Origin of the sequence: Centipeda flueggei ATCC 43531, from assembly GCF_000160695.1 — a bacterium.
GTDB classification, from domain to species: Bacteria; Bacillota; Negativicutes; order Selenomonadales; family Selenomonadaceae; genus Centipeda; species Centipeda flueggei.
Genome location: NZ_GG694007.1, coordinates 147,133 through 162,384 on the forward strand (window position 1 = coordinate 147,133; position 15,252 = coordinate 162,384).

Below are 15,252 nucleotides of genomic sequence, written 5' to 3' on the forward strand. Positions count from 1 at the left end.
TCACCCCTTAAATTGCTTGTAAACCGGCTTTGGGAATTGAATCTTCAGCAGAGAGCGGAACATCGGGTTCTGGATGAGGTAATCCCCTTGCGCAAGTCGTGTGAGCATATTCTTGTAGACGGGTGGGAGGCTCTTGTAATCCTTCGTCTCCGTCTCGATCGTATTCGTCCGCCCGTATGCGTGCGTCGAGCAGTTGCCCGCCACGCGCGGATGAATATTCGAACGGAACTGCTCCGCACCAAAGAGGACGACGCCGAGCGAACGCCCGCGCTCCGTAACATCGAGGATTTCACGCAGGATTGCCGAGGATTTTGGCGTATCCTTCGATGCGTATTTGTTCAGCTCATCGATAAAGACCACAATGCGCGTGGGCGGCTTATGCCCGTCAAGCTCATCGTCGTATTCGCCGAGTTTCAAATTGTAGATGGCACGTATCGCATCACCGAAAACAAACGCCTGCTTGTCCTCCGAAAGTTTGGCGATATCTATGACGTAGACATCGTTTTTCTGTATATGGCGAATCTCATCCGTCAGACGGCACTCTCCCTGCGTATCGACAACACGGCGAGCAAACATATCATCATTGCGGATTGCCTTATTGATAATACGTTTGAATTTACGCCAGCTGAGGACAGAGATTTCATTGGACTTCTTTTTATCGTCCTTCGTGTTCTTTTGCGACAGCTCATCGACCTTTTCCCGAAAGGTATCCCATGTAGACAGTCCCGAAAAATCCGCATCCGTCGCATCGATGATCTTGTTGATGATGGCATCCATTGTCTGCTGTGGGTCATCAATATCGGAAAAGAGCATTTCGATGCTCTCCTTATCATCCTCATACGTATATTTGAACTTCTTGAGAATGCCCTCACGCTCGTACTCGATCTGCTCCGTTTTCCCGAGATAGGTGCTCTGCCGCGACTTACCCTGCTGCGCATAGGGAATATAGTATTTGACCTGCTCAAACGGCTTGCCTGAAAGCCCCATCGCATGATACTCCGCCATCACACGGGTACGCTCTGCCACAGGGTCATTCTCCTCACTGAAATCATTTTCCTCATGAATGGCAAGCAGATCCTTTCCCTTCACGTTAAAAATAACGTAGGCGACCGACTCCTCCTCTTCTTTCATATATCGCTCCTGCGCCGCTTTCATCAAAAACATCGCATAAGAGGTCTTTGCCGCTAGCCCCGAGATGCCTGAGATATTGAGATGCGCTCCCTCCGGCCCGAGCAGGAATTTGGCGTTCAGTGGGACATTCAGCGAAATTTCCGATGCTGTGTCCGCATACATCTTGACTGCGCCACAGACGAGCGGATTCTTCACCTCACCCAACCCGAGCGCCGCCGTAATCTCCTCTACACTCGCACGACATACCTTTGCCCCACTGTGCACAGGCGTATAGATCCCCTTGCTGTTGTAAGATACTGCGGCCTCAACGTAGTTCATGCCGAGCCGCGCCGTACTTCCCTCCACATTGACATCACCAAAGTCGCTCGAGATAAAACTCGTGAGAAAGCTCTGTGCATCTGTGATATGCGAGATGTTCTGAATGACCCCATAGGAAAACGAGCCTTCGATATGCTCCACTTTTACGATATCGAACGCGTGAAGTTTCTCGTTCTCACTCGTCCAAAAGGTAAATGTGTCCATCGTCGTAGGGCGTTTCTCCGTTGCAATCACGCGCCCGATCAAGTTGTCTGCCATCATGTCACCTCAAAACATCTGTAAAAAGCTCTCGTTTGGAATATAGCGTGCCTTGACGAATTGCTCCGTCAGGTAAATCGGATAGAGATGATTTGCCCAGCGCAGATCCGAGCCATAGCAGACCGGATTTCGCTCGTTCAGAATCCGAGCACTTAGATCGTCGATATGCTCCGTCTCCATCCCATTTTCAATTTCATCACCGACCAGTACCTTCTCCACCTTGACCACACCGTCAAAGATGGAGCGTGTCCGCTCCGCCTCACGCAGGCGGAGATACCATACGGCATAGCGAACTCCGCCCCACTCATACATGGCAGCAGGAGTGCGATGACAAAAGGGAAGTTCTGCTATAAAGCCCGGATTTGGCTTGCCGTCTTGATCCTTGCACACCTCGGGATTGAAATTCTTCGACACGCCGAGCACCCATTCATACTGCTCCTGATGGAGCATCTCTGCCGTCACACCTGCCGCATCTCCGCGTTTTAATCCGCGATATTCGAGCGAGCCGTCCTTGATGAGATAGCGATCCTGATCGAGCAGGTGCTCCTTCACGAGGCTTCGCACCATCTCCTGCTCGAGTCCGATCATATGCTCCTGAATCTTTGCTGTGCCTCGACTCTCATAGAAGTTCCGCCCGATCTGCTTCCATTCCTCACTTGGCTTGGACGTATCATAAAAAAAGACGTGCCCGAAATGGATGCCACGCCGCCGAACCACCTCAAGTTCATTGAGCTTTTGCACGAGCGCACTTGAAAATCCGACTCGTCCATCGGCATCGGCAAGATCGGGCAAGGCAAGAACACACTCGTAGAAAAAACGATGTTTCTTCATCGTGCGGTTATGGCGTACACAACAGCCGACGCCGATCTGTCCTGCGAGGACGGGATATACCGAGATGCGTTTATTTCTCGAAAAGGCAATATCATCGACCTTATAGACATGACGCGAGCCGTCCAGAAAGTAAACAAGGCTGTCCGGCACTTCATACCGGTTGAGCTGATCACATCGCTCCGAAAGATCACGATAGCCTTTCAGTGTACGCTCTGTCTCGCCGGACTGCTCCCATGTCGCGCCGTCCCGCCCGTAGTCGATGGTCGGACGTTCCGTCGTATCAAGGCTGTGCCGCTGTCCCGGGAACATCCGCTTTGCTCCCGTCTCCTTAACGAGAACGTCTTTGATCCGCAATGACACAAACTCACCTCGTCCTTATTTATATTTTCATTGATTTAGTATTCTATTTATGCCGTCTTTTTCCCTTCATATTAAAACGGATTTTTCTATACCAGACAACCCCCACATATTTCCGTTTTTCAACAGAAACGGAAACACCGCTCCGGTGGAGCTCTGTATTTCGGCATCCAGTAGGTCATTTTGTGTGGAACTCGCTCTCTCGATATGTTATCATAAAAGAAATGAACAAAAGGAGGTGAGCCGTATGGCGGGAGTTACCGTACCGGTTCATGCACCTGTGATCGACTGGATTATGCAGAACATCCATGAAGATCAGGTCACCCCTGATGCGCTCGACCAGCTGAACGCATGGAAGACCGGCGAGAAGCAGCCTACGCTGAAACAGCTGGAAGCGATGAGCAGGAAGACACGTATTCCATTCGGCTATTTCCTTTTACAGACACCGCCTGACGAGGATATTGCGCTTGCCGAATATCGCACGGTTGGGAGTAAAAAACATCAAAAGCCGAGCCGTGAGCTCATCGACATTTTGGATCAGATGACGGCAATTCAGGATTGGATGAGGGATGACCTCAAACGGGAACAATCGGACGCCGCTACTTTTATCGGGAGTTGCAGCCTCCGCGATTCCACGAGTGAGATTGCACAACGGATACGAGATGATCTTGCACTCAAAACGAACTGGTACAGAGGGGGAAAAAATGCGGAAGATAATTTCAATCGCCTCCGCAGTACACTCGCACAGCATGGACTTCTCATCTTTACGGGTGGAAAGATCGGAGCAAATACACATCGTCCACTCGATGTGAAGGAGTTTCGTGCGTTTACCCTGATTGATACCCATGCGCCACTCATCTTTATAAACACAACAGACACAGCAAACGGACGTCTCTTCTCTCTCCTACACGAAACGGTTCATGTATGGCTCGGCAAAAACAGCCTCTTCAACAACCCAGAATGGTCGGATGAACACGTAAGTTTGCTCGAACAGAAGTGCAACGCCGTTGCAGCAGAACTGCTCGTCCCTGTAGTAGATTTTTCTGAAGTATGGGCGTCGTCCATTCCTGTTGAAGATATGATAGAACGGGCCGCACGTCATTTCCGATGCAGTGAAGCCGTAATTCTGCGGCGCGCCTATGAGATGAAAAGAATACCACAGGATGTATATACGCGTATGCTTGCTCTGCAAAAGGAGCGCTTCGAGCATGCAAAGGCACAAAAAAAGAAAAGTAGTGGCGGAGATTTCTACAACACGCTGCTCTCGAACCTCGATCATCGTTTCCTCGCCGCCCTTGAACGGAGTGTGATTCAGGGCAACACGCAGGATACGGATGCCTACCGACTGACAGCAACCAATCGCAGAACCTACAAAGGTGTACTTGAGCGGATGGGAGGCATTTGAGTTGAGCAAAAAATACCTCATCGATGCCAATAGCCTGATACGCCCTGCCCGTGCGTACTATCCATTTGATTTCGCCCCATCTTTTTGGCAGCAACTGCGTCCTAAAATTTCACTGGATAAAATAGCCGTTCTGGACAAGGTGCGAGATGAAATTCTAAAGGGAACGGACGAACTCTCTGCATGGATAAGTGATCTTCCGAACGAATGTATCCTGTCGACGCAGGAGATACAAATCATTCAGATGTATAGAGCTGTTCTGAGCTTCATTCAGCAAAGCAATCAATACAGCGAAACCGCGCTTCGTCTCTGGTCACGAGAAAATGTTGCTGACCCGTGGCTGATTGCTGCCGCCAAAGTATATGGCTATACGCTCCTGAGCTTCGAGCAGTCAGCAGGTCGCATAACAACGCGCTCGAACAATCCGAAACTTCCCGATGTCGCACACCATTTCCAAGTACCATACACATCACTATTTAATATGATGCGAAACGAATCCTTTATCCTATGATAAAATCTGCATTTTACTCTCGCACAGTCCCATGATAAACACCTCTGCACGTTGGTCGTACAGAGGTGGTTTCGCGTTTTATATACGATTCATCGTCTCGCTGCCCGAGGGCTATTGTTTGAGTTCGCCCTCGCACGAAGCAAGCACCTGAGCAGAGTAGTAGTAAAAGCTATAGAAGAGCTCTGCGGGGAAAACATCATCCTCCTCCCAGCGCAGCTCGTCCGCCTCCTCGTCATAGACCTCCGACCAGAGATATTCCTCCCGAAGCAGATCGGAGAAGCGCGGCAGAGGTTCGGCGTGCTCCATCTCCTCCCCCATGCGGACACATTCTGCGATCAGCTGGAAGTGTTCGAGCAGCCGCTCTGCAATTATTCGAGCGATTTCGTTCTCGGGCTGCGCGGCACGGGCACGTCGAAAGATCCGCACAAGAAAGATCATGGCAAACGGCGTTGCGTGCCAGAGCGTGCTCTGATGCTCCGTGTTGATGGTCAGTTCGCAGAGGGCATCCTCCACCGCTGCAAGGTCGTCCATCGCCTCCAGCACGGCAAAGTACCGAGGAAACTCCGCTGCGCGCCCATAGGTCGTCGTCAGTCGGTGCCACGGCACATCATTCACGGTCAGTGCCGCAATATAGTGTTCATTTTCCGTCATTCAGATACCTCCGATCACTGCGCCCATTCCACCACAAGTCGGTTCCTCATGCACCGCCGCAGCGGCGAAGCCGTGCATATCGTCTCAAAAACTCGGATACAGCCCGTCCCAGACGACGCGGCGGTAATTCGTGCGGTCGGTGTCGCCCTCGGTGGAGATGCAGAGGATGCGGGAGTCCTTCGTGAGGCCGATAGCGTCGCGCAGGTAGTCGAGGCTTGCGTTCTGCATGAGCTCGGCGACGAGTCCCGTGGTGACGGCGCCGCTCTCGCCCGAGACGACGCGCAGGTCGTCATCCAGCGGGTTGCCGAGGATGCGCATGCCCTTCGCCGCGACCCACTCGGGGACGGAGACGAAGTGGTCGGCATAGTCCCGCAGGATTTCCCATGCGAGGGGATTCGGCTCGCCGCACGAGAGCCCCGCCATGATGGAGTTGATCTCCCCCGTCACGATGTGCGATTTCCCGTCGTTTGCCGCTGCTGTCCGATAGATGCAGTCGGCACGGTTCGGCTCAACGATGGTGATGACGGGACGCTCCGCCCCATAGTGCGCGGCAAAGTATCCCGTAACCGCGCCCGGCAGCGACCCGACGCCCGCCTGCAGGAAGATATGCGTCGGCATCTCTCCGTACTGCTCCATCGCCTCATGGGCAAGCGTCGAGTAGCCCTGCATGATCCACTGCGGCCGCTCCGTGTAGCCGTCGAACGCCGTGTCCTGCACGAGCAGCCAGCCCTTTTCCTGCGCCATCTGCGATGCATAGCGCACGGTATCATCATAGTTGTAGGTGGTAAACGATGCCTCTGCACCGAGTCCGCGAATGTTCGCCAGACGCTCAGGGGAGCCGCCCATCGGCATAAAGACACGGGCAAACAGCCCAAAGAGCTTTGCCGCCCACGCCACACCGCGTCCGTGGTTGCCGTCCGTTGCCGTGACGAGGGTGACGCCGCGCAGCCGCTCACGGTACTCCGGTGCGCGCAGGCGCTCATAGGTCATCTCCTCCGCGGGGATGCCAAGATACTGCGCGAGACTGCGCGCGACGGCATAGCTCGCGCCGAGCCCCTTGAACGCATTCAGCCCGAACCGCTTGCTCTCATCCTTCACGGCGACCCGCGCCAGCCCGAGCGACTTTGCGAGATGCCTGAGGTCGGCGAGCGGCGTTGGCTCGTACGTCGGCAGTGTCCGATGAAACGCCTCCACACGCGCCGCTGCCTCTGCACTGTAGGGCGTGAGATCTGCCTGCGGCGCTGCATCATGCGTGAGATGTGCCGCCTTGATTGACTCGTTCATACGATTCCCCTCCGTCAATTCGCATAGCTCTGTATTTTTTATCATTATAACATACTTTATTCGGTGTGATAATAAAAATCAGGCTTATATTTTTTATTCTCTATATTTCGAATATTCGCTTGACCCCCCCCCTTTTTTTTTATGTATAATAAGAATCGATTCCATTACTGTGCGAAATCATGTGTCAACGGTCACAGATACCATTTCACCGATGGGAAACGCAGACGGACGGCGCATGTTCGCGACGATCACGAAGGAGGAATTTTCAATGACGAAAACTCTGGTGTCCGCACTCGCGTCGGCTCTCGTCGTCGGGGCGGCAGGAACAACGTTCGCGGCAGCGAATCCGTTCAGCGATGTGCCGCGTGACCACTGGGCATACGATGCCGTAACGCAGCTCGCCAATGACGGGGTGGTTGAGGGCTACGGCGACGGCACGTTCCGCGGCGACCGCAATATCACGCGCTACGAGATGGCGCAGATGGTCGCCAAGGCGATGGCAAAGGGCGACCTGTCCGCCTCGGACCGCGCGCTTGTGGACCGATTGTCGGTTGAGTTTGCGGATGAACTCAACAGTCTCGGTGTACGCGTCAGCGAACTTGAACGCAATGCCGATATGGTGAAGTGGAACGGGGAACTGCGCTACACGTACGAACGCGTAAGCAAGAACATCTACGAACCTCGCAAGACAAACAACGAACTGCTCTTTCGTCTCGACCCGAGCGCAGAGGTAAATCGTCATTGGACGGTCAAGGCTCGTCTCGATGCCGCGACGAATTTCAAGACCGACAACCACGATGACGACCACGACGATAAGATCACCCTCAAACGCGCCTATGCCGAGGGTACATACGGCCCAACCGTGGTCCGCCTCGGCAAGCAGCCGCTCTTCACCGAGCAGGGCGTTCTCTTCGATGATGATGCTTCGGGTGCATCGGTGACACTCGGTACGGGAAAAGCAGTTTCGGCAACACTTTTCGCAGGACGCTACAACCTCGAACACAGCGCGTGGGGAGATGAGGTCAAAGAAGCCGTTGCCAACGGCTACACCGGCGGCACCGCAGTCAGCATGCAGCTGCTCAACCTCAACTGGGATCCTTCGGAGAAGTTCCACGTGGGCGCCGACTATATGCGCCTCACCAACACGGCATTCATCCGCGACACGATCCATCTGAACGATCCGCTGAGTCTCTACGGCATCGGTATGACCTACCGTCCGATACAGACGCTTTATCTCTCGGGCGGTTATTGGAAGACGCACAGCCACGAATCCACAGACATCAAGAAGGAACATCTGAAGGCCTACAACGTCGAACTCGGCTACAAGGGAGCAAATGCGGATGATCCCGGCTCATTCGGTATCTACGCCGCCTACCGCTATCTCGGTGGGGCAGGCGTACTCACGCCGACCTTCGACGGTGTGCCGTGGAACAAGAAAGGCTGGGAATTCGGCGGGCAGTATACGCCTGCACGAAACGTCATCGCATCGCTCGTCTATTTCCGCGGCAAGACGATCTTCTCCAATCACCCGGGGCCGCAGAGCGACCTCAAGCAAAATAAATTTTTCGGCCGTGTTGAATTCTTGTTCTAACCAGACTTCTTCGATGTCAAAAAGCCTCTTCCGTGATGACGGGGGAGGCTTTTCGCACGCCTCTTGACCCGTACCCAATTCTGCGCTATAACGATAGAAAGGAGATAGATACACGATCCCGTCCCCATGATGCACTTCTTCGCCGCAGCTCTGCTCACCGCCGCCCTCCTGCCGCAGGAGATGCTCTCTGCTCCGAACCGCAGGGAGGAGTATGGCATTGTCATGACAGACGGTGCAAAACAGCGCTGCATGCGCGGGAAGATATTGCCGCCTTTGTTGCGCAGTATATGAAGGAAGGAATTCCCCATGAACATTGTATTTGAAAAAGAGCGCAGCCGCTGTGCGGCGTACGACGGAGCCTCCTGCATCGGCTATGCCGTCATCGAGGAGAGGGGCGGCCGCTGGGTCATCCCGCATACGGAGGTCGATCCCGCCTACGGGGGACAGGGCATCGCCCGCCGTCTGATCGAGGAGATCATCGCGGCGGCACGCCGCGAAGGCAGGAAGATCGTCCCCGTCTGCTCCTACGCTGCGAAGATGATGCTGCAGAGAAAGGACGCCTATCGAGACGTCCTAGAGAAGCACTGATAAATTCAGCTGCGCCATCTTGACACATCTTTTTTGTCCGCACTTCGGCGAAAAATCTACGCCAATTTGACGAATTTCATTTTATCAGTAATTCCCCAGAAAGTGATGTGCCGCATGAATAAAAAGGATCTTGTCGCGCAGATTTCTGCCGCGATGGAGGAGTTTCTCCACGTACATCCCCGGGAGAGATTTTACGCGCTGGCGTTTGACTGCAATACAGAGTATGCAGAGTTTCTTGTCGGGATGAACACCGAGGAGGCGTTCCAAAAGACGCTGCTGGAATACCAAGAGGGTGGCGAGAGCGATCGCACGGATGCGTCTGCCGTCGCGAACCTGCGCTACAACCCCGGCGACTGGATGTATACGGATATCGCAGAGGCAGAACTGTTCGACGAAGATGAACTCATCGCGCTCTATCAGGACAACATGGAGAAGCAATGCGCCGATATGCGCCGACTGTGCGAGGAGATTTTAGCGGATTTCCGCCAAACAGATACGTTCCAAAACATACCGAAAACAGAGGATTTTGTGTCATACTGCATTGACCACGACGAGGATCCTGCCGATGCGCTGGCTCGCCCCCGCTGAATTGCCGGACACTATCCGCATCCGTACGCAAACATCTCTCCAAAATACTGGGACAGTTATCACTTGACAGTAATTATATAATGGAGAAAATACTTATCACAGGAAGGGGATCGAATGCGAAAGGAACGATTCAATATCACAGGCATGACCTGTTCGGCGTGCTCGGCGCGGGTCGAGCGTACGGTGGCGAAAATGACAGGAACGGCGGATGTCTCCGTCAATCTCCTCACAAATCGTATGAGTCTCACCTATGACGAGAACGTCACGAGCCCCGCCGCCATCATCGCGGCGGTGGAGGAGGCGGGCTACGGCGCGAGTGTCAAGGGTGCATCCGCTGCGCAGACGGCACAGGCGGCGCAGGCCGCTGCACCGCAGGAAGGAAACACGGAGGACGACGCGGCGGGCAGAGCCATCCGCGCGATGCGCACGCGTCTCCTCATCTCTATCCTCTTTCTCGTGCCGACCGTCGCCGTCTCGATGAGCCACACGTTCGCGGCATGGGGCATCCCCTACGCGCCCGCCTTTATTGATATCTTCTGGGGTGCGGAGAATGCGCTGACCTTTGCGCTCGTACAATTTCTGCTCATTCTGCCGATCATGTATGTCAATCGTACATACTATGTCAACGGTTTTCGCAATCTCCTTCACGGTGCGCCGAACATGGACAGCCTCGTCGGCATCGGATCGATGGCGTCTGCCCTCTTCGGCGCATTTGCGATGCTGCGCATGAGCTACGGTCTGGGGCACGGCGACCTCGCCCTCACCGCGGAGTACGGTACGAATCTCTACTTTGAATCGGCGGGCATGATCGTCACTCTCATCACGGTCGGGAAATATCTGGAGGCGCGCGCCAAGGGGCAGACGACGGACGCCCTGCGCGCGCTGATGAAGCTCGCACCGCAGGAGGCGACCGTTCTCCTCGACGGGGTGGAGCTGACCGTTCCCGTCAGCTCGCTCGCTGCGGGCGATACGCTCGTCGTGCGTCCCGGCGCACGCATTCCCGTCGACGGCACGGTCACGGAGGGCACGACGAGCGTCGATGAGTCCGCCGTCACAGGGGAGTCGATGCCCGTCAGCAAGGCGGCAGGGGATACGGTCACCTCGGGCACGCAGAACATCGAGGGGACGATCCGATTCACCGCGACGCGCGTCGGCGAGGATACGACCATCCGCCAGCTCATCCGTCTCGTGGACGAGGCGGGCGGGTCAAAGGCGCCGATCGCACGTCTGGCGGATCGTGTCGCGGGGGTATTCGTCCCCGTGGTTATCGCCATCGCCCTCCTCGCGGGCGGCATCTGGCTAATGATGGGCGCGAGCCTTGAGTTCGCGTTCTCCATCACGATCTCCATTCTCGTCATCTCCTGCCCATGTGCGCTCGGACTCGCGACTCCCGTCGCGATCATGGTCGGCACGGGGCGCGGGGCGGCGCACGGCATCCTCATCAAGTCGGGCACGGCACTTGAAACGGCGGGCGGCATCGACACTGTCCTCATGGACAAGACAGGAACGCTCACCGAGGGGCGTCCGCAGCTCACGAGTATCCGCCCCATCGGCATCACAGCGGACGAGCTGACGGCACTCGCCGCCGCCCTTGAGGCTGGCAGCGAGCACCCCATCGCGGCGGCGATCACGGCGTACGCGGCGGCGCAGGGGCAGAGCATCCCTGCCGCAGCGGATTTTCACGCCGTATTCGGCAAGGGCGTGCGCGCCCGCGTGGACGGTGCGGACTGCGCGGCGGGCAATGCGGCGCTCCTCGCGGAGCTCGGCATCGCCCTGCCGCCCGCCATCGAGACGGTGCGTGCCGAGATGGCGTGGCGCGGCGAGACGGCACTCATCGTTGTCCGTGCGGGACAGATCGTTGGGCTCCTCGGCGTCCGCGACGCAGAAAAGCCGACGAGCGCGGCGGCGATCGCCCAGATGAAGGCGATGGGGCTCACCCCCGTCATGCTCACGGGCGACGACGCACGCACGGCGCGCACGATTGCCAATCAGCTCGGCATCACAGAGGTGATCGCCGGTGTCCTGCCAAAGGATAAGCAGGAGCACGTCAAGAGACTGCAGTCTGAGGGACACCGCGTCGCCATGATCGGCGACGGTGTGAATGATGCGCCCGCCCTCGTGCAGGCGGATCTTGGCATCGCCATCGGCGCGGGTACGGATGTCGCCATCGAGAGCGCGGACGCCGTCCTCGTACGGAGCGACCTCCTCGATGCGGTCAGTGCGATCCGCCTGTCGCGCAGTGTCATGCGCAATATCAAGGAGAACCTCTTCTGGGCGTTCTTCTACAACGTCATCGGCATCCCGCTCGCGGCGGGCGTGCTCTACCCCGCATTCGGCATCAAGCTCTCGCCCATGATCGGGGCGGCGGCGATGAGCCTGTCGAGCATCTGCGTCGTGCTGAATGCCCTGCGCCTGCGCTTTTTCTCCATCACGAAGGAGACGGCAGAGCGCGCGGAGAGCGCCCCCAGTGCACCGAGTATTACCCCCATCGACAGCGACGGCACGCCGGACGCACCGTCCGCATCCATCACCAACCGCGCGGCAGAACCTGCCGCCGACAGAAAGGAAACAACCATCATGGAAAAGACCATTCACGTCAAGGGCATGACCTGCCCGCACTGCGTCAAGCACGTCACGAAAGCACTCAGCGGCATGGACGGCGTCACGGACGTCGCCGTCAGCCTTGAGGCGGGCACGGCGAGCTTTAAGACGAGCCGTGACATCCCCGACAGCGAGTACGCTGCTGTCCTCGACGACGCGGGCTACGAACTGGGCTGATCGCAGAGGACATACACAAGAAAATAAACGGTCATGCGGGAACATCTCCGCATGACCGTTTTTCTATGATACGCACTGCCAAGACAGCGCTCGCCAAGCTTCCGTGACGGACGTCATCCTCAGAGCATTTTTTCCAGCGAGGCGTTCACATCATCAAATCGATAGGCTGCATCCGTCCCGCGCTTGAAGCCCGGCTGATAATCACCGCCGGCACGGGAGGCCTTCATCCCATCCCGCAGTCCATTGATGCGCCCAAGTTCCGCATCAAACACCTCCAGAAGGCGTGTTTTAAGTGCGCCATTGGAGATCTGTGCCGCATTCACACTATTTCTTGCCTGCTGGACTTTCTGTGAGATAACCTCCGCGCGGCGAATGAGTCCGTCCGCCTTGGCGAAATTCCGATTGGCCGAAAGATAGGCATTGATGTCTTTCGCCAGTCCTGCAATTTCCTGATCGTACTGGTTCTTCGCGGCAATATAGGAAGACACATCATTGCCGGTCGGAGCAGAGCTGTTAGCGACCGCCTTCGCCGAGGTCTCCGCCGGCGTCTCACGCGCGACCTCATTGCCGTCCTTGTCGTAGTAAATATTCAGCGTACGCTCATCATCATCATTGTACTCATGGACAACACGATGATACACGCGCCCGCCTTCGTTGACGTTGATCGGATCTTCACCGGTTCCGAAGTATGCTTCCTCCGTTTCGCGGCGCTTATCATCATATTTCAGGCGGCACTCTGCTGCGTTGAGCTTTGATGCGACGACCATGTTGTCTTCCTTGCCGTAGAAGTCCATCTTGACAAAGTTTCCATGGTCATCATAACTCAGCACGACTTTGACCACGTTATCGCCGAACGTATCCCGATCGAGCGGCATGGGGCTGTCATCCGCCCCATAGGCACTGATCTCGGAGACCTGGCGGTTTTTGTTGTATTTGAACTTATAGGAAGCAATATTTCCCCACGCCTTGATGCCCAACGGCTGTTCATCTTTGCCATAGAACGCAATCTTGCTCGGCATCATGTTGTCGCCGTCATAACTATATTTCGTTATGGCTCCGGCACTCACTGCATTGAGTGCTCGATTGGTATGCAGTTTGGGCGTGTTCTTTTCCTTCAGTGCCTCATCTGCACCAAAATGGCGTGCCTCGACGACTCTTCCCTTGTCGTCTGTCTTGTAGGTGGTCTTTGCAATACCGGTGATGTCCACCATCAGAGAGTCGTCTTTCCCATAGTTCGCGACCTCGATCGGCTTCTTGCTCTTGTCGTACTTGAACCGCGTCTCATAGTCTTTATTCACGGTCGTGACACGCTCACCATTCGTGTTGGCATAGCCGACCTTGACGAGATTCCCCTTGTCGTCATACGAGAGCAGCAGCTGAGCACAGCCAATGGACGTATTTGCCTGCTCGCCTTTTTTATTGTAGAAATATGCGACTTTATGGGTCTTCTTCTCCTCATCGATTTTGTAGCGAATCGCGTACGCACCATAGTAGCCCATCGTTGCTGCCATGCGCGCATTTTTGAAGTTATACTTTATATAGCCGTCCTGATACTCCATCGTCACTGCAGCAAAGGAAAAACCGCGGTCCAGCGTATCTCTCCACTGCGTATTGATCGCATCGCCGCCGAACATGGCCGTGATCTTCTCCAGCTTCTTGTCTGCATTGAAGTCGACCTTGTAGACCTGACCGGATGATGCGGCCTGTGCATCATCCACCTTGTAGCGCGCGAGGAACTCTCCATTCGGCTGCATGATGACCTCCTGGTAATACCCCGGCTCCCGAATGACATCGAATCCCACAGCATCACTTTTCCCCGCCGCAGGGCCGCTGCAGGCAGTCAGCAGTGCGAGACACAGCACGGCCGCCAGAATGAATAGGAGCTTACACATTCTCTTGTACATAACATTTCCTCCATCTTTCTAAGGAATCCTCGATCAAATGCAGTCCATCCGATGACTGTACTGCATTACGCCGCGATTCCTTAATTCTCTACGGCACACTGCGCCATTCTGCGGATGGTGCGGATTGCCCGCTCTCTGCCGGAGTAGTTCTCCGTCATGACCACCAAAATAACGTCGTGTCCATCAGCATAGATAATTCCCCCGTCGTCATAAAGCCCGACGAGTTCACCCGTCTTGTGGGCGATCACTGCATAAGGCAATGCCGCAGGGAAGCATTCTGTATCGGTCTGTCCCTTGAGATAGTCCAGCATCCGTTCATCCAGCTCGGTACTGACACACGCATGGTCGTACAGTCTGCGGAAAAAGCGTCCCAGATCAGAAACAGAGGTATAGTTCTCCCATCCCTCAGCAGCAGCCTGTGTGTCCATCATTTTCCGCTGAAGGATCGTGTCCGTATACCCGTTTCGGGTGATGTAGGCGTTGATCTCCTCCATCCCAAGCAGATCGATCATCATGTTGGTCGCTGTATTGTCGCTCTCCGTAATCATCAGGCGGAGCACGGTGTCCAAGGACAGCTCCGAACCATCCGCATATCCTGACAGGACTCCCGCCCCGCCGACCTTGTCTGCTGCGCGCAGAGTCAGTGTCTGCGCGAGAGAAAGCCGTCCATCCCGAACCTGCTCCATGGCTGTGCCAAGGATAAAGACTTTAATCATGCTGGCAGAGCGCATCGATTCGGATTGATAAATGTATGGCTGCCGATTTTCCTGTGGGTAATCTGCATAGACGGAGTACCGCGTGCTGTCGGCACGTGACAGAGCTTCGATGGCCTCTCCAAGGGCCTCGTTGGAACGCTGTTCTGCCGAGGACTGCATGATCTCTCCGGGAGGAGGCTCATTGACGGGCTGCCCCTCCGCCCGTACTGAAGCATCTCCGCCCCCATCCTCCAGCGGAGCAGAATAACAGCCCCATGCCCCCCCTGCAATCAGCAGGAGTACGGCGCTGACGATCACCAATCGTTTCATAAACTTCATTCCTCCGCAGAGCAGCAATATGCGCA

Annotated in this window: 13 protein-coding genes; 7 read left to right on the forward strand and 6 right to left on the reverse strand. The window is 55.6% G+C overall.

Going from position 1 to position 15,252, the window contains the following annotated elements:
• Together HMPREF0908_RS06275 and HMPREF0908_RS06280 are read right to left on the reverse strand one after the other, a co-directional pair.
• Positions 1-1,707, reverse strand: coding sequence for an ATP-binding protein (locus HMPREF0908_RS06275; protein ID WP_050755862.1), 1,707 nt, complete (start codon positions 1,705-1,707; stop codon positions 1-3).
• A 9-nt stretch (positions 1,708-1,716) separates the two neighbouring features.
• Positions 1,717-2,892 (reverse strand): hypothetical protein, encoded by a 1,176-nt coding sequence (locus HMPREF0908_RS06280; protein ID WP_006690618.1) that lies wholly within the window; start codon positions 2,890-2,892, stop codon positions 1,717-1,719.
• 250 nt (positions 2,893-3,142) lie between these two features.
• Between HMPREF0908_RS06280 and HMPREF0908_RS06285 the strand changes: the two genes are divergently transcribed.
• Both HMPREF0908_RS06285 and HMPREF0908_RS06290 read left to right on the forward strand, forming a co-directional pair.
• On the forward strand, positions 3,143-4,300 hold the full coding sequence (locus tag HMPREF0908_RS06285; protein WP_006690619.1) for an ImmA/IrrE family metallo-endopeptidase: 1,158 nt from the start codon (positions 3,143-3,145) through the stop codon (positions 4,298-4,300).
• A gap of 1 nt (position 4,301) precedes the next feature.
• Positions 4,302-4,808 (forward strand): DUF4411 family protein, encoded by a 507-nt coding sequence (locus tag HMPREF0908_RS06290; RefSeq protein ID WP_245522923.1) that lies wholly within the window; start codon positions 4,302-4,304, stop codon positions 4,806-4,808.
• A gap of 111 nt (positions 4,809-4,919) precedes the next feature.
• On the opposite strand, the gene HMPREF0908_RS06295 is transcribed toward HMPREF0908_RS06290, so the two are convergent.
• Positions 4,920-5,459, reverse strand: a complete 540-nt coding sequence (locus HMPREF0908_RS06295; RefSeq protein WP_006690621.1) for a hypothetical protein — start codon at positions 5,457-5,459, stop codon at positions 4,920-4,922.
• 84 nt (positions 5,460-5,543) lie between these two features.
• Positions 5,544-6,743 carry a diaminopropionate ammonia-lyase gene (dpaL, locus tag HMPREF0908_RS06300; protein WP_040572549.1) on the reverse strand — a complete coding sequence of 400 codons (1,200 nt, stop codon included), beginning with the start codon at positions 6,741-6,743 and terminating at the stop codon, positions 5,544-5,546.
• Between the two features lie 268 nt (positions 6,744-7,011).
• Between dpaL and HMPREF0908_RS06305 the strand changes: the two genes are divergently transcribed.
• From HMPREF0908_RS06305 to HMPREF0908_RS06320, 5 genes are all read left to right on the forward strand, one after another.
• A complete protein-coding gene (locus HMPREF0908_RS06305) occupies positions 7,012-8,334 on the forward strand; it encodes an S-layer homology domain-containing protein (protein ID WP_040572550.1) in 1,323 nt (440 codons plus the stop codon).
• A 126-nt stretch (positions 8,335-8,460) separates the two neighbouring features.
• Complete coding sequence (locus tag HMPREF0908_RS11030; protein ID WP_006690624.1) at positions 8,461-8,625, forward strand: hypothetical protein; 165 nt, start codon at positions 8,461-8,463, stop codon at positions 8,623-8,625.
• Positions 8,626-8,640: 15 nt separating this feature from the next.
• The gene (locus HMPREF0908_RS06310; RefSeq protein ID WP_006690625.1) at positions 8,641-8,922 is read left to right on the forward strand and encodes a GNAT family N-acetyltransferase; all 282 of its coding nucleotides are present in this window, start codon (positions 8,641-8,643) and stop codon (positions 8,920-8,922) included.
• A 114-nt stretch (positions 8,923-9,036) separates the two neighbouring features.
• Positions 9,037-9,510 (forward strand): DUF4303 domain-containing protein, encoded by a 474-nt coding sequence (locus HMPREF0908_RS06315; RefSeq protein ID WP_006690626.1) that lies wholly within the window; start codon positions 9,037-9,039, stop codon positions 9,508-9,510.
• Between the two features lie 114 nt (positions 9,511-9,624).
• The gene (locus HMPREF0908_RS06320; protein ID WP_006690627.1) at positions 9,625-12,288 is read left to right on the forward strand and encodes a heavy metal translocating P-type ATPase; all 2,664 of its coding nucleotides are present in this window, start codon (positions 9,625-9,627) and stop codon (positions 12,286-12,288) included.
• Positions 12,289-12,407: 119 nt separating this feature from the next.
• Here HMPREF0908_RS06320 and HMPREF0908_RS06325 read toward each other — a convergent pair whose 3' ends face one another.
• Complete coding sequence (locus HMPREF0908_RS06325) at positions 12,408-14,192, reverse strand: hypothetical protein (RefSeq protein ID WP_006690628.1); 1,785 nt, start codon at positions 14,190-14,192, stop codon at positions 12,408-12,410.
• Between the two features lie 80 nt (positions 14,193-14,272).
• On the reverse strand, positions 14,273-15,217 hold the full coding sequence (locus tag HMPREF0908_RS06330) for a serine hydrolase (protein WP_245522924.1): 945 nt from the start codon (positions 15,215-15,217) through the stop codon (positions 14,273-14,275).
• Between the last annotated feature and the right edge of the window lie 35 nt (positions 15,218-15,252).

Excerpts from the sequence above, each read along its gene's own strand:
- HMPREF0908_RS06275 (WP_050755862.1), bottom strand. The coding sequence starts at position 1,707 with ATGGCAGACAACTTGATCGGGCGCGTGATTGCAACGGAGAAACGCCCT.
- HMPREF0908_RS06305 (WP_040572550.1), top strand. The coding sequence starts at position 7,012 with ATGACGAAAACTCTGGTGTCCGCACTCGCGTCGGCTCTCGTCGTCGGG.
- HMPREF0908_RS06285 (WP_006690619.1), top strand. The coding sequence starts at position 3,143 with ATGGCGGGAGTTACCGTACCGGTTCATGCACCTGTGATCGACTGGATT.
- HMPREF0908_RS11030 (WP_006690624.1), top strand. The coding sequence starts at position 8,461 with ATGATGCACTTCTTCGCCGCAGCTCTGCTCACCGCCGCCCTCCTGCCG.
- HMPREF0908_RS06310 (WP_006690625.1), top strand. The coding sequence starts at position 8,641 with ATGAACATTGTATTTGAAAAAGAGCGCAGCCGCTGTGCGGCGTACGAC.
- dpaL (WP_040572549.1), bottom strand. The coding sequence starts at position 6,743 with ATGAACGAGTCAATCAAGGCGGCACATCTCACGCATGATGCAGCGCCG.
- HMPREF0908_RS06320 (WP_006690627.1), top strand. The coding sequence starts at position 9,625 with ATGCGAAAGGAACGATTCAATATCACAGGCATGACCTGTTCGGCGTGC.
- HMPREF0908_RS06315 (WP_006690626.1), top strand. The coding sequence starts at position 9,037 with ATGAATAAAAAGGATCTTGTCGCGCAGATTTCTGCCGCGATGGAGGAG.
- HMPREF0908_RS06330 (WP_245522924.1), bottom strand. The coding sequence starts at position 15,217 with ATGAAACGATTGGTGATCGTCAGCGCCGTACTCCTGCTGATTGCAGGG.
- HMPREF0908_RS06295 (WP_006690621.1), bottom strand. The coding sequence starts at position 5,459 with ATGACGGAAAATGAACACTATATTGCGGCACTGACCGTGAATGATGTG.
- HMPREF0908_RS06325 (WP_006690628.1), bottom strand. The coding sequence starts at position 14,192 with ATGTACAAGAGAATGTGTAAGCTCCTATTCATTCTGGCGGCCGTGCTG.